Source organism: Flavobacteriales bacterium (assembly GCA_020635795.1).
GTDB lineage: Bacteria > Bacteroidota > Bacteroidia > Flavobacteriales_E > Vicingaceae > Vicingus.
Genome location: JACJZD010000004.1, coordinates 41,555 through 63,115 on the forward strand (window position 1 = coordinate 41,555; position 21,561 = coordinate 63,115).

Consider the following 21,561-nt stretch of genomic DNA (forward strand, 5'->3'; position numbering starts at 1 on the left):
CCTCGTTTTTGCGAGGCTTTTTTTTATATTTACCAAGGTGAAAAAGCATATCATTTTTATATTGTTGTGTGTGTTAATAGGGTATAATTTATCCTATTCACAAACCTATAATTATACAAATTATAACGTTGCAGAAGGGTTAGAACAATCAGATGTTTTAACCATATCACAATCTAAAAATGGATTTTTACTTTATGGAACAAATGGTGGTGGATTAGGTATTTATGATGGCTATTCTTTCAAGTCAATAAAAGAAAAGCATGGCTTAGCTAATAATGTTGTTTTTTCAATTGACGTTGCAAATGATGGGGGAGTTTGGGCAGCAACTAGAGAAGGGATAAGTTTACTTAATCATGAGGTAACTAAAGTTTCAAAAAACTTTGCGAAGGATATTTCATTTTATTGGGTTCATGTGAATAAATCAACTGAAGAAGTTTGGTTTGGTTCTGCCAAAGGTTTGTATAAGTATTTTCCAAAACTAGATTCTGTTGAATCAATCAAAACAATTAATGAGGTTTTAAACACATCATTCATCAATTGTATTTATACCGATAGTAGCAATAATGTTTGGATAGGAACAAAAAATGCGGGTGTATTCGTTTTAAATCCATCTGGAGGTGTAACTAATTATTCTGTCAATGAAGGTTTGTCCAATAACTATATTAAAACAATAATAGAGGGTAAAACGGGAGAAATTATTGTTGGTACAATTGATGGACTTAACTTAATAAAGAAAGAAGAAGTATCTATTATCGATTTGCCAAAATTACCTGGTATTAGCTTGACGTTTACATCGTCAACCAACTATAAAAATCAAATCATTTTTGGGGCGTTAAACAATCAATTATATGTTTTAAACAAAGATACTTATGCACCTATTTGGATGACCCAAAATAATGGATTTATCTATAAAAAAATATGGTCGGTTTTTACAGATAAGGAAGAAAACTTATGGTTAGGTTCTATAGGTGAGGGTTTAGTAAAGTTTAATCCAATTTTCACCTTTTATAATATCCAAAATGGTTTGTTAAGCAATTATATTAATGCTGTTTATGAAAATAATCAAGGCGAAATTTTTGTAGGAATCAATGGTGGGTTTAATATTATTGAAAAGAACAATTCTATAAAAACATTTCAAACGCTTAAAGAATTAGGATTTAGTAGTGTTTATCATATTAATGAGTTTAAAAATGAACTTCTATTAGGAACTAATAATGGATTGTTTAAGTTACTTGGAGATAAAACCAAACCAATACCATTTTCTGATAAGGAGATTAAAGACGAAAATATCTACCATACTTATAGGCATAAGAATAATTTTTACGTAGGTGGTAAAACTGGGTTTTATGTGTTGAAAGATGACACTTTACATAGTGTATTAAATTCACCAAAAGAGTTTGTTTATAATATTGTAGAGTACAAAGGGGCAATTTATTTAGCTTCAAATAAAGGGATTTATAAATACAATAAAAATAGTTTTGAATTTTTGTCGAGCGAACAAGGATTGGTATGTGATAGGGTGAAGTGTTTTAGAATAGATTCTAAATATAATTTGTGGATTGGAACTAGTGAGGGAGCTTATGTATACAATGGTAAAAGCTTTAAAAAAATTGATGAATCTAGTGGGTTAACTTCCGAAAATATTTATTTAATGGAATTGGATGGGAAAGGGAATATTTGGATAGGAACTAATAAAGGTTTAGATAGAATAAATATTGAGAGTGTTTATCAATATTGGAATAATTCAAATAATAAGATTGAAATAAGGAATTATGGTAAGAATGAAGGCTTTAATGGTGTAGAATGTAACCTGAATGCTGTTTATAGAAATAAAAAAAATCAACTTTATTTCGGTACTATTAACGGTGTTTATAAGTATCATTCTGAAAATGATGAAATCAATCATCAGGCACCAATTGTATCATTTAAAACGATTAAACTGAATTTTGAAGATGTTGATTGGAATAACTATTCTTCAAGTATAGATGATAATAATGGATTACCAACAAATCTAGAATTACAATACAACAAGAATAATTTAATATTTGAATTTGTAGGGGTTTCTTTAACCAATCCAAATGAGGTTTATTACCAATACAAATTGGAAGGATTAGATGAAAACTGGTTGCCATTAACAAAAGATAGAAAAGCGGTATACACTGCAATACCACATGGTAATTATTCATTTAAACTTAAAGCAAGAAATAGTGATGGAGTTTGGACTGAAGCTGAACAAGTATTTAGCTTTTCAATTTCTCCTCCTTGGTATAAAACTACTTGGTTTTATATTACTGTAGTTTTAACAGTGCTGTTATTAGGTTATACTATTTTAGTTGTTAGAACAAGAAATCTTAAAAAAACACAAATTATTTTAACTACTAAGGTTGAAGAGAGAACAAAAGAATTACGCGAGGAAAAAGAAAAAGTTGAAAGTGTTAATTCAGAATTGGCTGAGCAGAAAAAAGTAGTTGAGGTGGTTAATAAAAACATTACCGACAGCATCAATTATGCAAAAAAGATACAAGAAGCGATTTTGCCTAAACCTACCAAATTAGAAGAATTAAAGGATAGTGTAGCTATATTATACTTGCCTAAAGATGTGGTTAGTGGTGATTTTTATTGGTATGAAAAAGTAGGTAACAAATTAATTTTTGCAACAGCCGATTGTACTGGTCATGGTGTTCCTGGAGCTTTTATGAGTATGATAGGTGTTAACAATTTGAATCAAATCATTGTCGAAAATAAAATTACCAGCCCCGATAAAATTTTAAAAGAGTTAAATATTGCAATTAAAAAAGTATTAAAGCAAGAAGACGAGGATAGTGAAAGTAGAGATGGTATGGATATTTCTATTTCTTGTTTCGATTTAGATAAAAAAATAATTTCTTATGCTGGTGCTTTCAGACCTCTTTTATATATTAGAGATAATGAGTTACATGAGCTTAAAGGTAGTCGTCAGCCAATTGGGGGTAGTGCTCCTATCGATTTTGAGTATGAATTGAGTGAGTTTGAATATTTAAAAGATGATGTTTATTATATGTTCTCCGATGGATTCCCTGATCAGTTTGGTGGACCTAAAGGAAAAAAATTCATGAACAAACAATTAAAAGATGTGTTTATGAAGATTTATAAAAAAGAACCAGTTCACCAAAAAGAATTATTAAAAAATGAATTAGTTAAGTGGATGGGTGATAATGAACAGATTGATGATGTGCTTGTGATGTGCGTGAAGATTTAGTCTTCAGTTCACAGTTTTCAATTCTCAGTTCAAAGTTCTGCCTCTAAATTTCTGTCTTCCAACTTCCATCTTCTGACTTCCAACTTCAAACTTACACTTCTTAATTACAATACCTCGCAATCAAATCATAAGAAGTTAAAAAACCTAATTCCCCAGCTTTACTAAAATCTTTACAAGCTTGTTCTCTGTTGTCTAAAACCAATAGAATCAATCCTCTATTAAAATAAGCTTCTGCAAAATTTGGATTTACTTTAATTGATGCAGTATAATCGTCAATCGCTTCAAGATATTTTCCATCTTTAAACTTTAAATTACCTCGATTAAAGTAAACAAAACTAAAATTTGGGTTTTCTTTAATACACTTTGCGTAGTCGGATAAAACCATTTTTAAAGTATACTGAACAGTTTCTTTTTCCGTTTCTTCAATTAGTTTGTAAAGTAGGTTTGCTCTACTAAAATAACTAATGTAATTGGTAGAATCTAGTTTTAATGATTTATCAAAGTCGGCTAATGCCTTGCTATATTCGTTAATAGAGGCGTATAATATGGCTCTTTTTAAATACAATTCAGCATCATCGTTGTTTTGCGCTATTGTTGTATTTAAATCGGCTATTTCAGATAAGTTAAATTGTTCTAATGAAGTTTCAGATTCATCGCTATGAATTAAGAAATAGGAAGTAAAACTCTTCTTTGTTTTATTCCAAGAATCAATAATTCTTTTTTCTTTTAAATTGGAAAATAGTTGGATAGAATAGCTCGGTAATAGTGATATACTATTGGTTTTGAAGTTCTCAGCATTATTGGAGTTATTGCCACTATTAAACGAAGTTATTTTAGCAATTAAAAGTTCTTCAGCTTGTTTTAAGCTGTCAGTGATGTTAAGTTTTGATTTGTTTATAATTTCAGCCGTTTGATTGTCGGCATCTCCACCTTTGTAATTACCCATGGCATATCTTATGGTTGCTCTTAATTTGTAGGCATCAACAAAATCAGGGTACAGTTCAATGGCTTTTTCAATATCTGCATTAGCAGCTTTGTTGTTTTTTAATTTTTGATGTAAGATAGCTCTATTGTAATAAGCCAAAATGTTAGTATTGTTAATTTCTAAAACTTTATCGTAATCTTTAATTGCGGTTTTCGTGTTTCCTTTTTCAGTATGTAATAATGCTCTATTGTAATATCCTGAAGCTGAGTTTGGAGATAATTCAATCAACTTGTTTAAATCAGCTAAAGCTTCGTTTTGTTTGTTTTGTTTATTGTAAATCATTGATCGTTGGAAATACGCATAGCTATTTTTGGAATCTAAATACAACGATTTTTGAATGTCATTTAATGCCAATTCATAATCTTCTAAAAAATAATAAGCGGTTGCTCTTCTCACATAATTGGTAGAGTTGTACGGACTATTTTCAATAACTACATTAAAATCGCTAATAGCTTTGTCGAAGTTTTTTAAACCAATTTCAGCCATTCCTCTTACAATGTAGATGATTTCTTTTTTTGAACGATACCTCAACGCGCTCTCACAATCTTTAACCGCATTGGTAAAATCATCTAAATTGCTATAAGTTATAGCACGATTAATATAAATATCAGGGTTTCTTGCGTCAATTGAAAGAGCTTTGTTGAAGTCCTCAAATGCCTTTTGATAATTCGATTGTCTGTCGTTTATTGAGCCACGTAAAATATACAAATCAACATTTCTAGGCTCTAATTCAATGGCTTTGTTTATGTCGTTTGCAGCACCAATTACATCACCTAGTTCTATTTTTGCTATCGACCGAAAATAATAAGGTTCGTAATTTAAAGGGTCGTTGTTTGAGGCAATATTAAAGCTTTCAATAGCTTCTTGGTAGTTTTTATTCGACATTTCAATACGTCCAATCAACAACTTGTTTTCTTTTTTTATTTGGCTAAATCCATTTAAAAAAATGAAGAATAGTGCAACTAAAAATGTTGGTTTGAGAAACGAACTTCGAGTAGATATGAGGTTGTAATTTGCAATCACTTCTATTAATTATATAACAAAGGAATGAAATATAACGGAAAGCGTATACTTAATAGTTAAAGAAGATGTTAAAAAAACATAATCTTCATTCCAAGTTGTACATGTAAATAAGGTTTTTGTCGCCAACTATTAAATTAAGTGTTTTGTCGTTAGAAAGATGTGTAATACTAAATGGAGTAGAACCAGTTAAAGGGAAGCCTCGTTCAATTTCACCTGTATGATTAATCAAATAAATAGAGTTTGAAGCCACAATACCAATTCTATTGGTTTTATCTGGCATTTTAAAAAACAAAGGAAAACTCGAGATTTCACTGCTGATATCAAGTTTAAACAATTCATTTTTTTCGGCATCAATTACTTTTACCGATTGTTTATTGGCAAAAACATATTCATTGGTATTGTCGTTGTTTACATCAAAATAATCGAAATAGGACGTTGGTTCAGTATTGTTTATTGGGCTATTTTCGATAACGTCATTAAAATAAAGCTTCACTACATTCCCCAACGAATCTAAAGTTGAAGCATATATTTTTTTCAAATCTGCATTTACTTTTATAAAGATAGGATTGTTTGTTTTTGGCAGCTTGTTTTTTAATATTAACCGGTCTTTTCCGCTACGTTCAATAATTTTTAGTTTACCATTTTTTAGTGGAATAACAATGTAATCTTTACCAGCAAGTTGAAAATGAGAGATGCTACTATGAGCAGGAGCTTCGCCCATTTGGTATTCCCAACCTTTAACTAAGTTTCCTTCTATGTCGTAGTTGTAAACCATATTGTTTTGACAACCAATTAGCAGCCTGTAATTTCTATTTTTTTCATAGTCCATTGGTGCTACTCCATTTGAGGCTAGAGTAGTAAGTTGTATAGGGAATTTTCCAACATCTTTACCATTTCTGTCTAACAAATAAAGTTTTTCGGAGGTGTTAAACAACAATTGTAGTTTGTTATTTTTTAATGCATCTACCTGATGAGTTTTGCCAATAATTTTTGAGCTTAATTGTTTAGACCAAAGTATTTTACCAGTATTACTGATAAGATATATTTTGTTGTTGTCGTCTTGAACAAAAATTTCTTTAGTATTATCATTGTGGTTTAATACAATTTCGGGTTTGCTGCTTACAGTAGCTTCAAGTGCAGTTTCCCAAACCGTTCTGGTATCTTGTTTATAAACAGGGTTGTATTTTAAATAGATGTTGTTGTAATACAAATTGTTTTTCTGGCTGTTTATTTGAATGGCAATAGCTTCAAATTTTCTTAACAACTCAACTTTACTTTCAATGGTTTTATGGTGAGTTTCTTCAATAAAATTTGGATACAATTTAACCGAACGGGCAATGTTGTTATAGATAAAAATGTTTGAGCTAGAAGATAAATTTTCTTTAAATGCCTGATAATTTAAATCGTATTGCAATGTTTTTTGATTTTTATTGTCGGCAATAAATTGTTGTACAGCACTTTCAGAATTTCCAAAAACTAAATAATCATCAATAATGGTGTAGTAAGGGTTGTTAATGTTCAAGAAAGGTTTTCCAAAAAAAGTAGAGAAGAAATTATTAAAATCTATTTTGGAAATGGTGAAATCATTAAAAGTTGTAGTAGGATGATTTTCTTCGTTAATTTTTGAAGCAATATTATTTAAAGAAACAAGTGCTTTTTCGCTATTTACTACTTTAAAAACTAGAAATTGATTATCTGTATAATCCAAATCAGCAAAAGGTTCGGTAATAATGGATGCCATTTCATTACCTAAAAAACCACGCCATTCCTCTTCAATATCTAGTTGATTATTTATTGAAAAATCATTCACTAAATTTTCGAATGCCGTTGCTTGATTTTGAATGGTTAATATTGTTTTTTTCTTTTTCCAAAAACTTTTTAAATCGCTGAAGCTGTTGTAATAAATATAAGCAGTGTTGCTTGGTAAAATATTAACCAAATCCATCTCCTGTGGCTTTTGATTGTTGAATAAACTAAGATAAAAACTAGCCGAATCTTCTGCTAAAGAAAAACCGTTTAACATTAAAGCGTTGCTTTTTATTGAAGCATCAAGAGCCATCCAACTACTAAATAATTCTATACTTTTTAAAGCAGATTTAGATGTTTTGTTGGATATAGAGTTGAGTATTTTACTGAAATTGGAAGGGTTTACAAAAATATTTCCAAAGTCAGATTCTCCAGATGTGCTTAGTACTTTTCCGAAAGAAACATCGTCTAATAATGAAGTAGAAGTATTAAGTTGTCGAACTACATCTTCAATTAAAATAGCACTAAAACTAATGGCAATTATTCCTTTGTGGTAAACTAATGCCAGTTTTGATGTTTCATCAATTTTAAAATTGTAAATCGAGACTTCGTCATAAATTCTCGACTCAGGATTACGTTTTGTTATCGTTTTTAAATGATTAATTAGTTGTTCTTCTTCAATTGATGATGAGGTGGAAAAATAATAAATAGCGTCAAAACCTGTCGCTCCAAGCTGATGAACGGATGCTAGTACTGGTTGGTTTAAAATGAGTTGATGGATTAGCTGATCGTTAGATAACGAATCTAAAAATTGGATTTTTTTATTGTATTCATTAATGCTTTCGGTATTAGCAACCAATTCTTCCCAAATAATATTTGATGAGGTTAATTTTTTAACTAAATCTTTAAAGTTTTTTCCTTGAACAATAATTGAAGCATTAAGTGGAACAGCCACTAATGAGTTAGTGTTAAGTGGTTGTTTAACATTTTTATAAAAATTATAGGAAAATATTGATATTACTATCAACAACAAAACCAGTAGTATAACTAGAATTTTTTTAGTCATTTTATTTCAATTTTATGTAATAAAATTACATGTAAATAAAGCGGTCTAGAAGTAAATTATAAGAAACAATTAACAAGTATGTTTTAATAAAGTATTTAAGAAATCTACTTGTTAAGATTATAATATTAGATTGAATATTGCTTGGTTACTAAAACAAAAAACAACTAATTTCACAAAAAGTAAAATTAAATTTCACTAATAATGTTCAATTTTAATTGATTTTTAATATTAAGGCAACCTTGTTGCATAAAAAATCGACTATAAAATATACATAGACAGTAACTTATGAAGAAATTAATAATTCTGCCCTTACTATTATTGATTATAAATGGATTTTCTCAGTCAGATAATTGTGTGACTGGTACCATTTTAAATTTAGATGCCACAGGTAATGGTTGTGCAACAGGAACTACTACAGGGTCAACTTCTGAAAATATAATGTTTGGAGCTTGTAATGCTGCTCCAGCAAATGAAGTTTGGTATACTTATGTGGTATCTGGCTCACAAAATGATTTTACTTTAACTCCTTCTGGTTTAACAAACTCAGAAATTGTTCTTTATACAGGTGGTTGCCCTTCAACAACAGGCTCATTAGTAACATGTGGTGTTGTTACAGGATCAAATACGTTGAATTTAAGTTGGGGTTTTACTGTTGGTACTCAAGTATGGGTTGGAGTTATGTCTAATGCTGGTAATGATGGTGGGTTTGACTTATGTGTAAATTCGTATAATCCTCCAGCTGGTGGAGGTAACGCTTGTGCAGGAGCTATCCCTTTATGTGATAAAAATGCTACAACAAATATTCCTGATATGTCAATTTTTACCTCTTCAGGAGCTGCTCCATCTTGTTTTCCTGGTGGGGGAAATCAAGATGTTTGGTTTCAATTTACTGTAACTCAAACAGGAACATTAGAATGGGAGGCAGCTGCAACAATAGGTGGGTCTGGTGTTGAGTGGGATTGGACAATCTATGATATAACGAATGGGTGTGTAGGAACTGGGAATGAAGTTGAGGTTGCTTGTAATTATAATTATGGAAATGAAGCGAGCCTTGCAGGGATGTTGACTGGAGCTGCAGGTAATTGTCCTGAGAGTGCTATTTCAAATGATCCTGCTTTAGAATATTGTGACCCAATTGTAGTTACTGCAGGTCAAACTTATGCTATTCAAATTGATAACTATACCAATACTGTTGTAACAGGATTAGATTTTTCTTTTGGACCAGGGATGACAGCAGAGATTTCTCCAGATGTTGATTTTACGATTAGCCCTACGACTGTTACATGTGGAGCCTCTGTTTTAGTTACCATTACAGATAACTCTACAGGTATTCCTGATTGGGACTTTGGAGATGGATCTACTTTTACAGGAAATAATCCTCCAGCTCATAATTATACAACTCCTGGTACATATGCTATTACTGCAACAATTGCAGGAGCTTGCTCAGATTTTCAAACTGAATTTGTTCAGTTGTTTGGCCCGGTTACTACTGTTCCTGATACGGTGACAGAAACATGTGCTGGAGATTGCGATGGTTCAATCTCATTAACTACTTCTGGAGGAAGTGGACAATATTCGTATTTGTGGGCTCCAGGAGGAGAAACAACTCCTTCAATTTCAGGTCAGTGTGCTAATAATTATTCAGTTACTGTAACAGATGCAGTATGCGGTAATACAGTTGAAAATATTGTATTGTCTACAGGACCGAGCTGTTCAGTTCCATGTAACATGGATTCGATAATAATATCACGAGGATTTTGTATCAATAACTTGTTTAGTGTTACATCTAATACATATTTTACTGATCCACCTACTACAGGAACATTAACAATAACAATTGATGATGGAACAACTACCTACGACACAATAATTAATGCTCCATTTAGTTCGCCAGCAAGTTGGACTACTGATATACCAACAGGTGGAGGTGCATATACCGTTACATCTACTTTTTCAGATGATTTAGCTTGTACTATAAGTATTGGAGATACTGCTCCACCGAATTGTGATTGCTCAGCTAATGTTGGAACATTTACTAATGATGTGGATGGGACTCCTGCAACAAATAATGTAAAGTTGTGTTTTGGAGAAAGTTTCACAATGACTACAAATGGAGATATGATTCCTCCAGCAGAAGCAACTTCACCACCAATTACAACATACGATCCTGCTGCAGGGTACAATCCCGGAATTGGATACCTAGTTTATAGCTGTTTACCAGCAGTGTTTCCTCAAAATGATTTATGGGATGCTATGGGTAACCCTATAGATCCATGTTTATTAGGGTTAGTTGGGTATGGAAATAGTTTTAGTGATTTGAATACAGGTGCAATTGGAGCTCCATTTACAAACAGTACATTGTATTTTGTTCCAATTACTTTTTATGATACGATTCAAGGTTATTACAGTTTTACTAATACAGTAAGTAATTGTTATTCAATGGGAGTACCTGTATCAGTCCAATATTTACCTGAATTGGTAAGTTCAAACCCTACTCCAAATTGCCAAGATAGTAGTTTTACTATTACTATTAACGGTGGAGCACCTCAAATAGATGGGTCTCTATACACTGCTTCAAATTTATTACCTGCAACTGCAAGCTTTGTAAATACAACTACTACTAATGGTGGAACAATACAAATAAATGGCTTGCAAAACGGAGATATGTATAGTTTTGATGTGGCTGATACCAATGGGTGTCCACTAACCATTTCAGGAGGGCCTTTTATTGGATTACCTCAAGCAAATGCTGGTGTAGATGACACAACTTGTACATTAACTTATAATTTAAATGCAGTACCGAGTTTTGGTACAGGTACTTGGACTGGACCAGTTGGAATTACTTTTGCACCAGCAAACTCTCCAACGGCAACAGTTACAGCTACTACTTCGGGTACTTATAATTTATTTTGGACTGAAGATAATACCTTGGGTTGCACAGATGTAGATACTGTTACAATTACGTTTTCTGACCCATCATTTACAACTACTATAGTTGATGCAACTTGTGGTCAAACTAACGGGTCAATAACAGTTAATGCTTCAAATGGAGTTTCACCTTATACGTATAGTAATGATAATGGAATTACTTTTCAAGTATTAGACTCATTTGTAAATTTAGTATCTGGTCCATATGATGTTGTAATCCAGGATGCTGTTGGTTGTCAATTTTCGAATGTTGAAAATGTAAATAATTCAAATTCACCTATTATAGATAGTTTGGTGTTAACTGCACCTCTTTGTAATGGAGATTGTAATGGTGAAATTTTAGTTTATGCCTCTCAAGGTATCAACCCATTACAATATAGTATTAATGGAGGAGCATTACAGTTAGGTAATAATTTTACGGGATTGTGTGCTGCAACACCTTATACCATTTTAGTTGAAGATAATTTAGGTTGTCAGGTTACAAAAGACACTATTTTGACCGACCCACCATTAATGGTTTTAGATTCAATAGTAACAACAAATGAAACTTGTAATGAAAGTGATAATGCTTCAATTTCTATATATGCAAATGGAGGAACAGGTCAATTGAATTATAGTATTGATAATGGAGTGTCATTTGTAACAACATCTTTATTCTCTAACCTTACTGCTGGAACGTATGATATAGAGATTCGGGATGCAAATGGTTGTTCATTAACTGATCAAAGAGTTTTAACAGAGCCATTGGCTTTAAGCATACCGAATGTATTAACCCATGTGAGTTGTTCAGGAGGAACAAATGGACAAGTAGTGGTTGCCCCACAAGGCGGCACATCGCCATACACTTACAGTTGGACAACATCAACAAACACAACACCAGTAGAGAATAACTTGCCAACAGGAAGTACAACAGTAACCGTTACAGATGCAAAGGGATGTACACTAGACTCAACCTTTACCTTAACCGAACCAGCGGCATTTACTTATACAACAGCTACACAAAATGCGAACTGTAATCAGCCAGATGGATGGACAGCAGTATTAAATTTTGCGGGAGGAACAGGAGCATACACATACGATTGGGGAGCTGGACCAACATCAAACGATACCCTTTTTAATCAAGTTCCAGGTAGCTATTCAGTAACAGTAAGAGATGGAAATACATGCGATACTACCTTTACACTAACAATAGGTAATAACCCAGGCATTACAGCAGACGTAACAAGTAGTACTAATGCGACCTGTAAAGGAGGAGCAGATGGTACAGCAACAGTAACAGGTTCAGACCCATTAACTACCTACGATTACAGTTGGTCAACCGTACCTGCACAGCTGACACAAACAGCAACAGGACTGTCAGCAGGCACATATTATGTTACCATTACAGATCAAGCAACAGGATGTTCAGCAAGTGATAGTGTAATAATAACCGAGCCAACACGAGTAACCATAAGCAGTGTAAGTCCAAATGTTACGATATGTGCAGGACAAACAACAAACATCACATCCACAGCCACAGGCGGTTCTGGAGCAGGATATGTATACACATGGAACAATGGATTGGGAGTAGGACAAAATCATACAGTGAGTCCATTACCAAACACGACCACGAATTATGAAGTAACAGCAGTAGATGCCAATGGCTGTCCATCAGATACAGGACGAGTAACGGTGATAGTACACCCATCATTAAGTGTAATAGCATCCACTACGAAGGACACTGTTTGTCCAGGAGTAAGCACAACCCTAAATGCACTAGCAAGCTTTGGTAATGGAGGACCATACACCTATAGTTGGTCACCAACAACCAACATGACAGGGTCAAACACATCAAACCCAACAGTAACCCCAACAGGAGCTACTACCTATACAGTAACATTAAATGATGGCTGTTCACCATCAGTAACAGACACAATAAGAATCTACCTGTATAACTTACCAAACCCACAAGCAAGTGCAGATACCTTGAGTTTATGTATAGAACCAAGAGAAGCGATAACATTTTATAACTTAACCGATACCACAAATGGGATGTTAGATACCAATAGAGTGACATGGAATTTTGGAGATGGTACAACAGCAACACAGCCATGGGATACGATACAACACACCTACAATCAAGTAGGAACATATACAGTAAGCATGACCGTATACAGTCAAGCGCCACGAGGAGGATGCTCAAAAACAAATGTGGTGGTGAATCAGATAGACATCAACGCATTGCCAGTAGCAGACTTTAGTTCAACACCCAACCCAACAAGCATGTTTGAAACAGAGGTTCAGTTTGCCGACCAAAGTGGAAGTGCTATAGATAATTATCATTGGGATTTTGGAGGACTAGATACAAGCAACTACCCCAATCCAATATATATATTTCCAGACGACACCAATGGCGTGTACCCAGTAACCTTAACAGTAATAGACATGAATGGCTGTACAGATGACATTACAAAATTAGTAACGATAACAGCAGAATATGGAATTTATATACCCAATGCCTTTACCCCAGATTTTGACTTTAAGAACGATATGTTTGGGCCCACAGGATTTGGTATCTCACCAGAGGATTATCACTTTATGATATTTGATAGATGGGGAGAGAAACTGTTTGATACAGATGTATTGTTTAAGCCATGGGATGGATTTTACAAAGGCACCAGAGTACAAGAGGGAGTGTATGTATGGAAACTCTTCTTTAAAGATTACAACAATAAAAAACACGAACGCATAGGACATGTTACTATTATTCAGTAGTTAAACATCAATAAAAAAGAGGCGGTTATTTTACCGCCTCTTTTTTTATAGTGTATTTTGTTGCCAATTTCATACTTTTGTCACTCTAATAAAAAGCATGGACATAAAATACGATCAGCAAAAACAATTACGCTATGATAAGGCTTATTTAAAAATGGCTTTAGAGTGGGGAAAACTATCGCATTGTAAAAGAAAGCAGGTTGGTTCTATTATCGTAAAAGATAGAATGATTATTTCAGATGGCTACAATGGCACACCAACAGGATTTGATAATTGTTGCGAAGATGAAAATGAAAAAACGCATTGGTATGTTTTACATGCCGAAGCTAACGCAATATTAAAAGTAGCAAAATCTACACATAATGCTGATGGAGCAACACTTTATATTACCTTATCTCCATGTAAAGAATGTAGTAAATTAATACTACAAGCGGGTATTATAAGAGTAGTTTATTATAATTCTTACAAAGACGATGCTGGTATCCATTTTTTGAAAGAATCAGGAATACAAGTTGACCAAATTTCAAATTTAGATTAGCCCTAACAATTACTAAGGAATGAATAAGAATAAAACCTTTCTCTATTTTATATTGCCAACAGTAATTGCATTTTGTGTGGTTATAGGGGTTTATTTAGGTGCATATCTATCTCAAAATTCGGTTGATAAAACCATCATTTTTCCAGTAAATGCTAAACTCAAAAATTCAAACAAACTCAATGAGATTTTAAATTTCATTGAAGACATGTATGTAGACACTGTTAATAAAGGAGAATTAACCGAGATATCTATTGCAAGTATTTTATCAAAGTTAGACCCTCATTCTTATTATATTCCTGCAAAAGAATTTAATGAAATGAACGATCCATTGGAAGGGAATTTTCAAGGGATAGGTGTGGAGTTTAGAATAAATAATGATACGGTTATGATTCTTTCTGTTATCGCAAACGGACCATCAGAAAAAGTTGGTTTAGAAGCAGGTGATCGAATTATAAAAGTAGGTAAGAAAACAATTGCAGGAAATGGTATAACTAACGAAAATGTGATTAAATTACTTAAAGGACCTAAAGGAACAAAAGTAAATGTTAGTGTTGCTCGAAAAGGCATAAAAAAACTGATTGATTATACCATTACCCGAGATGAAATTCCAATTTTTAGTATTGAATCACCTTATATGATTGATGACGAAATTGGTTTTATTAAAATAAATAGGTTTGCTAAAACCACTTATGGAGAGTTTATGTCGGCAACTAAAAAACTCTTAAAATCAGGAATGAAAGACCTTATTATTGATTTAAGAGGCAATGGTGGTGGTGTGATGGGAGCCGCTACAAGCATTGCCGATGAGTTTTTGGCTAAAGATAAAATGATTGTTTACACCCAAGGTAAATCAAGAAATAAAGAAGCATTTTATGCTACTGATAGAGGAATATTGGAAAAAACGAATATCATCATTTTAATTAATGAGAATTCAGCTTCAGCAAGTGAGATATTAGCTGGAGCTGTTCAGGATAACGACCGAGGGACAATTATTGGTCGTCGTTCTTTTGGTAAAGGGTTAGTACAGGAGCAAGTAATGTGGCCAGATGGATCGGCACTTCGTTTAACAGTTGCTCGTTATTATACCCCATCAGGTAGATGTATTCAAAAACCTTATGATGATGGGATGGATAACTATAATATGGAATCGTACAATCGCTATTTAAATGGAGAGTTGTTAAGTGCCGATAGTATTCATTTTCCTGATTCATTAAAATTTTACACCCCACTTGGAAAAATTGTTTACGGAGGAGGAGGTATTATGCCTGATGTTTTTGTGCCAATTGATACTGTTGGAAACACTAATTATTTTTACGAGTTACGTTATCGAGGAATTTTACAAGATTTTTCTTTACAGTATGTAGATAACAATAGAAAAAAACTCAAAGACCAATACAAAAATGCTATTGAGTTTAAGAAGCAATTTAGAGTTTCAAACGACTTGTTTAATAGCTTAATTAAATTTGCAGAGAAAAACGAATTGCCTAGGAATTTAGGCGAAATTAAGTTGTCGAAAGAAATCATCGTTAGAGCTTTGAGAGCATCGATAAGTAAGGATTTGTTCGGTAATTTTGGTTACTACGTTATCATCAACGATGAAGATAATACCGTGCAAGAGGCAATTTCTACTTTTAATATTACCAATAAATAATGAAGAAAGATATTAATCCTTCCCAAATAAAAGACGTTGCTATTACCGTTGTAAAGGAAGTGAATGAACTTAATCAAGATGAGTGGAATGTTTACTTGATTAATATGACTAATGAAAAACTTCAACAAGTATTGGTATCTTCCAGGGGTTATTTGAAACTTGAAAATGGTGAAGAAACCAAGACCACTACACTTCGTCATGCTTTAGGAGATGTTGAACCCATGAGTTTTGTTAAAATTGAACCCATAATGGAGAATGTTTTTGGATTACATAACGAGTATTGGTTGAGTTTTTTTAAAGACAATGAATTGTTAGATAAGAAATACATTTTTTTGGCAGAAACCATAAAAGAGGAGAATTTAATAGCTGTACCTATTATTTTCAAAAAAGGCATATTGATTAAGTAATTTTCTATCAAAACTTTTTTCATACCTTTGGTTGTCACTTAATACTGATTAAAAATGCTTGACAACATCAATCTCGAAAAGATTTTATTTTTAGATATTGAAACCACTTCGGCGGTTAAGTCGTTCGATGAGCTTTCTGATGATTTCAAGAAACATTGGGAGCATAAATCAAAATTTATTTCTAAAGAAGACGAAACTCCATCAGAAACATACTCTCGTGCTGGTATTTATGCCGAGTTTGGTAAAATCGTATGTATTTCAGTAGGTTTTATTAAAATTGAATTGGGAGTTAAAAAACTAAGGTTAAAGTCGTTTTATAACCATAATGAAGCCGAGCTTTTAGCCGATTTTTTTGAATTGTTGAATAAACATTACGATACACCTCAGCACATACTTTGTGCTCATAACGGAAAAGAGTTTGACTATCCCTATATTGCTCGGAGAGGGTTGGTAAATGGTTTGAGTATTCCTTGTATTTTAGATTTAGCTGGTAAAAAACCTTGGGAAGTTCAGCATTTAGATACCTTGCAATTATGGAAATTTGGTGATTATAAACATTTTACTTCGCTAAGTTTGCTGACAACTCTTTTTAATATTCCAACTCCAAAAGATGACATTGATGGCAGTATGGTAAATCAGGTTTATTGGCAAGAAAATGATTTGGAGAGAATTGCAAATTATTGTCAAAAAGATGTCGTAGCTTTAACCCAGTTATTTTTGAAATTTAAAAACGAGCAATTAATCGATTCAGCACATATTTTTTATAGCTAAACAAATGAAATTCAAAATGTTAAAAAAGAAAAGCCTTTTTTCGTTAATTATTATTCTAACTATTTTTTCGTGTAAAAAAGCTACATCTCCGCATTTCGATGCTATAATAAAATCAGACCAAGGAGTTTTTAGAGGAGTAGAAATTGGTAGTACAATCGAAGAGGTTCAGCAACTAGAAAACAAAGAGTTTTTGGTTGATAACATGCCTGAATATTTGTATTACGATTACAATATGGATATGGGTAATAGTTATACCATTTCATACGATTTTTCTGAAAACAGTTTGTACGAAATTGAACTTTCGGCTTATTTTGATAAAATTGAAGATGCCAACAATTTGTTTGTTGAGTTAACCAAACATTTTACCGATACTTATGGTACTGGAAAAGTTGCCGACGATGGTTACACCTCTTGGAGAACAAAAAGTAAAAAAACTGCTAATGGAGTAGAGATAGCTATGATTAACGATAGCCAAGAGTATGGATACATTTCTATACTAATTAGCGACTTAAACTATTGATTAATAAGCTATAATAGGGCTTTCATCTAATCTTTTGTTAGGTAATGTCTTCAATAGTTGTATTAATTCGTTTTTACACTTATCTTTAAAGCCTTTTTACAGTATATAAGTCTATTTATGGAAAACAGAACATTACTAGAAATTAAAAATTTAGTTACTGAATTTAGAACTGAAGACGAAACGGTAAAAGCCGTAAATGATATCTCTTTCACTTTAAATAAAGGAGAAACAATTGGAATTGTTGGTGAATCGGGTTCTGGTAAATCGGTTACTTCACTTTCTGTAATGAGATTAATACCAAACCCTCCAGGAAGAATTGCTTCTGGAGAAATTCTATTTCACACATCGAGTGGAATAGTAGATTTAGCAAAAGCGAATGAAAAAACAATGAGGACTCTTCGTGGTAACGAAATTGCCATGATATTTCAAGAGCCCATGACTTCGTTAAATCCTGTATATACTTGTGGAGATCAGGTTGCTGAAGCAATTATTGTTCATCAAAAAGTGAATAAGCAAGAAGCGAAATTAAGAACCATTGAGTTGTTTAAAAAAGTACAATTACCTCGTCCAGAGGCAATTTTCGATACTTACCCTCATCAAATTTCAGGTGGACAAAAGCAACGTGTAATGATTGCTATGGCGATGTCGTGCAATCCTAAAATACTTATTGCCGATGAGCCTACTACAGCTTTAGACGTTACAGTTCAAAAAACCATTTTGGAATTGATGAACAAATTGCAGTTAGAGCATGATATGGGTATTATGTTTATTACACACGATTTAGGTGTAATTGCTGAATTGGCTGATAAAGTGGTAGTAATGTACAAAGGTAAGGTGGTTGAGCAAGGATCGGTGTTAGACATTTTTAACAATCCACAACATCCATATACAAAAGGATTATTGGCTTGTCGCCCACCACTGAACAAACGTTTAAAATGGTTACCAACGGTAGCTGATTTTATGACGGTTGATAAAGAAGGAGTAATGCATGAAACCAACAAATCGGTTGAAGAAGTTACCAATAGTTTGATTATTTCTGCAGAGGAAACTGCTGCACAACACAAAGTATTGTATGCAAAAGAGCCAGTTTTACAAATAAAAAATTTAAAAACATACTTTCCAATTAGCAAAGGCTTGTTTGGTAAATCTACCGAATATGTTAAAGCAGTTGACGATATTACTTTTGATGTTTACCCTGGTGAAACTTTAGGTTTAGTTGGTGAGTCGGGTTGTGGTAAAACCACTTTGGGTCGAACTATTTTAAAATTGTTGGAACCAACCGAAGGACAAATTATTTTTGAAGGTCATGATTTGACCAATTTAGGTGCTAAAGAAATGAGGGAGTACAGAAAAAAAATGCAAATTATTTTTCAAGACCCTTATTCATCATTAAACCCTAGAATTACCATTGGTGAAGCTATTATGGAGCCAATGAAAGTTCATAATGTATTGGCAAATGATGCTGAAAGAAAAGCAAGAGTAATGGAGTTGTTAAGACGAGTAAATTTACCAGAACATCATTTTTACCGTTATCCACATGAGTTCTCAGGCGGTCAACGTCAACGTATTTGTATTGCACGTTCGTTAGCATTAAACCCTCGTTTTATTATTTGCGATGAGTCGGTTTCTGCACTCGACGTTTCTGTCCAAGCCCAAGTACTAAACTTGTTAAATGAGTTAAAACAAGAATTTGGGTTTACTTATATTTTTATTTCTCACGATTTATCGGTGGTTAAGTTTATGAGCGATAGAATGGTGGTAATGAACCAGGGTAAGATTGAGGAAATGGGACTTGCTGATGAGATTTACAACAATCCACAAACGGAATACACTAAAAAATTAATTGGAGCTATACCAAAAGGTGAGTTAGATGATATTAAGGCTGCAATTGCAAAAAAGAAAGCAAATGCAGGAATGATAGCTTAAAGATTTAATTTTTGCTGTTTATTCTTTACCAGTTTTAGTTTAATTTCTTCCATGTCTTTTAGCTGAGAAGTAATTGGCTTGTTGTTAAGTCGAATGAATTCCTTGATAATATAACTTTTTAGATTTTCTTTATCCAAGAGCATATCCTTTAGCTCAAAATCTTTATCATCGGCATTTACAATAATAAGGTTAAACAAATCTTCCATCAAAGCAATTTCCATCGATTCTTTAAGTATCAAGTTGTACTTTTTTATCAAGGCTTTGAGTTTTATTTGTTGGGCTTTGGTCATAATCAATAAATTTAATCAAATATTCAAAAACATCTTGTCAACTAATTAAAAAATATTATTTTTGCAGTCCTTTTGCAGGCGTGGTGGAATTGGTAGACACGCTAGACTTAGGATCTAGTGCCGCGAGGTGTGAGAGTTCGAGTCTCTCCGCCTGTACAAAAGAAAAAGGTACGAGTCCCGATAGCTATCGGGATTGTACCTTTTTTAAATTTAGTGAAACTCCACTCCTTATGTAGTGGTTAGTAGAACTTATTCTGCTGAAAAGCGGAATCGTATTAAAAAATTGAACAATTACTGGACTAAAGCCAAAACTCAAATGAACATTACACAAGAAAAAATTGACAATTTAAATGCTGTAATCAAAATACAGTTGTCAGAGTCGGATTATCAAAAAAATGTAGATAAAGTATTAAAAGACTACAGAAATAAAGCTTCGGTGCCTGGATTTAGAAAGGGTCATGTGCCAATGGGAATGGTAAAGAAAATGGTTGGTGTTAACGCTATGGTTGATGAAATTAATAAAGTTTTATCAGAATCGTTACAAAAATACCTTGCTGAAGAAAAGTTGGATGTTTTAGGAAATCCACTTCCAAAATTAGACGAGCAAGAAAAAATTGACTGGGAAAATCAAAAAGATTTTGAATTTAGATATGATGTTGGATTGGCACCTTCGTTTGAAGTTGAACTTTCTGATAAATTTAAGTTTGACCAGTACATTATAAAAGTTGCTAAAGCTGATATTGATAAATATGTTGAAGATTTATCGAGAAGATATGGTAAAATGACCAATCCAGAAGTTGCAGATGCAGATGATATGTTGTTTGGTAAATTTGAAGAGTTAGAAAACGGACAGGTAAAAGAAGGTGGAATTACCAATTCATCAGTAGTTATTATCAAATCAGTTACCGATTCGTCGCTTCAAAAATCGTTAGTTGGAGCTAAAGCTGGTTCAGTTATTGAGTTAGACCCTAAAAAAGTATCGGAACACGAATCGGATGTTGCTGCTGCTTTAGGTGTTAAACCAAACGAATTAAAAAACATCAACAACAAGTTTAGATATACCGTTGAAAAAATAAACAAAATTTTACCAGCAGAAGTTAACCAAGATTTGTTTGATAAAGTTTTTGGACCAAACAATGTAAAATCGGTTGAAGAATTTAGGGGTAAAATTGAAGAACAAATGTCGCAAGGTTTGGTTGTGGATAGCGATAGAAAACTAAAGACAGATATTCAAGATGAGCTGTTAAGCAAGCTAAGTCTACAACTTCCTGATAGTTTCTTAAAAAGATGGATTGCCTCAAGTAATGAGAATCCAGTTACTCCAGAACAAATTGAACAAGAGTATGACCAATACGCTAAAGAATTAAAATGGCAGTTGGTGGAAAATAAAATCATTAAAAAATACGACATTAAAGTTTCTTTTGAAGATGTTGTTGAGCATACCAAAGGGTTGCTAAAACAACAATTAGCAAGCATGGGATTACCAAGCGATGACGATAAAGATTTAACAGAAACTGCTAACAGAGTGTTGCAAAACCAAGAGGAAGCTCGTAACATTTATATGATGATGTACGATATGAAAATGATGAAGTTGTTTAAAAGCATCTTTAAATTAAATAAGAAAGAAATTTCTTATGAAGATTTTGCCAAAATAGCTTACGGCAAAAAATAACACGAAAAGCCTCGCAATTTTGCGGGGCTTTTTTGTTTAAATCTTT

At 32.9% G+C, this 21,561-nt stretch carries 12 protein-coding genes and 1 tRNA gene; 10 read left to right on the plus strand and 3 right to left on the minus strand.

What is annotated here, in order from left to right:
• Positions 1 to 37 precede the first annotated feature (37 nt).
• Positions 38 to 3,238 (plus strand): SpoIIE family protein phosphatase, encoded by a 3,201-nt coding sequence (locus tag H6589_10570; GenBank protein MCB9175040.1) that lies wholly within the window; start codon positions 38 to 40, stop codon positions 3,236 to 3,238.
• 100 nt (positions 3,239 to 3,338) lie between these two features.
• Here H6589_10570 and H6589_10575 read toward each other — a convergent pair whose 3' ends face one another.
• Together H6589_10575 and H6589_10580 are read right to left on the minus strand one after the other, a co-directional pair.
• A complete protein-coding gene (locus tag H6589_10575; GenBank protein MCB9175041.1) occupies positions 3,339 to 5,246 on the minus strand; it encodes a tetratricopeptide repeat protein in 1,908 nt (635 codons plus the stop codon).
• An 85-nt stretch (positions 5,247 to 5,331) separates the two neighbouring features.
• Positions 5,332 to 8,058: a PQQ-binding-like beta-propeller repeat protein gene (locus tag H6589_10580; GenBank protein ID MCB9175042.1), complete on the minus strand. Its 2,727-nt coding sequence runs from the start codon at positions 8,056 to 8,058 to the stop codon at positions 5,332 to 5,334.
• A 285-nt stretch (positions 8,059 to 8,343) separates the two neighbouring features.
• Here H6589_10580 and H6589_10585 point away from each other — a divergent pair, with 285 nt between their 5' ends.
• The 7 genes from H6589_10585 (at position 8,344) to H6589_10615 (ending at position 19,553) form a co-directional block, all read left to right on the plus strand.
• Positions 8,344 to 13,740 carry a gliding motility-associated C-terminal domain-containing protein gene (locus tag H6589_10585; GenBank protein ID MCB9175043.1) on the plus strand — a complete coding sequence of 1,799 codons (5,397 nt, stop codon included), beginning with the start codon at positions 8,344 to 8,346 and terminating at the stop codon, positions 13,738 to 13,740.
• Between the two features lie 97 nt (positions 13,741 to 13,837).
• Entirely contained in the window at positions 13,838 to 14,278 is a 441-nt protein-coding gene (locus tag H6589_10590; GenBank protein ID MCB9175044.1) for a dCMP deaminase family protein, read from the plus strand.
• Between the two features lie 19 nt (positions 14,279 to 14,297).
• Entirely contained in the window at positions 14,298 to 15,929 is a 1,632-nt protein-coding gene (locus H6589_10595; GenBank protein MCB9175045.1) for a S41 family peptidase, read from the plus strand.
• The gene (locus H6589_10600; GenBank protein ID MCB9175046.1) at positions 15,929 to 16,336 is read left to right on the plus strand and encodes a hypothetical protein; all 408 of its coding nucleotides are present in this window, start codon (positions 15,929 to 15,931) and stop codon (positions 16,334 to 16,336) included. The genes H6589_10595 and H6589_10600 overlap by 1 nt, the downstream gene beginning before the upstream one ends.
• Before the next feature lie 54 nt (positions 16,337 to 16,390).
• Positions 16,391 to 17,107: a 3'-5' exonuclease gene (locus H6589_10605; protein MCB9175047.1), complete on the plus strand. Its 717-nt coding sequence runs from the start codon at positions 16,391 to 16,393 to the stop codon at positions 17,105 to 17,107.
• A 4-nt stretch (positions 17,108 to 17,111) separates the two neighbouring features.
• Positions 17,112 to 17,627 (plus strand): hypothetical protein, encoded by a 516-nt coding sequence (locus tag H6589_10610; GenBank protein MCB9175048.1) that lies wholly within the window; start codon positions 17,112 to 17,114, stop codon positions 17,625 to 17,627.
• Between the two features lie 117 nt (positions 17,628 to 17,744).
• The gene (locus tag H6589_10615) at positions 17,745 to 19,553 is read left to right on the plus strand and encodes an ABC transporter ATP-binding protein (protein MCB9175049.1); all 1,809 of its coding nucleotides are present in this window, start codon (positions 17,745 to 17,747) and stop codon (positions 19,551 to 19,553) included.
• Here H6589_10615 and H6589_10620 read toward each other — a convergent pair.
• Entirely contained in the window at positions 19,550 to 19,843 is a 294-nt protein-coding gene (locus H6589_10620; protein ID MCB9175050.1) for a hypothetical protein, read from the minus strand. The two genes, H6589_10615 and H6589_10620, sit on opposite strands and share 4 nt — an antisense overlap.
• Before the next feature lie 74 nt (positions 19,844 to 19,917).
• Between H6589_10620 and H6589_10625 the strand changes: the two genes are divergently transcribed.
• Both H6589_10625 and tig read left to right on the plus strand, forming a co-directional pair.
• A tRNA-Leu gene (locus H6589_10625) sits at positions 19,918 to 19,999 on the plus strand.
• 160 nt (positions 20,000 to 20,159) lie between these two features.
• The gene (tig, locus tag H6589_10630; protein MCB9175051.1) at positions 20,160 to 21,515 is read left to right on the plus strand and encodes a trigger factor; all 1,356 of its coding nucleotides are present in this window, start codon (positions 20,160 to 20,162) and stop codon (positions 21,513 to 21,515) included.
• The last annotated feature ends 46 nt before the right edge of the window (positions 21,516 to 21,561 follow it).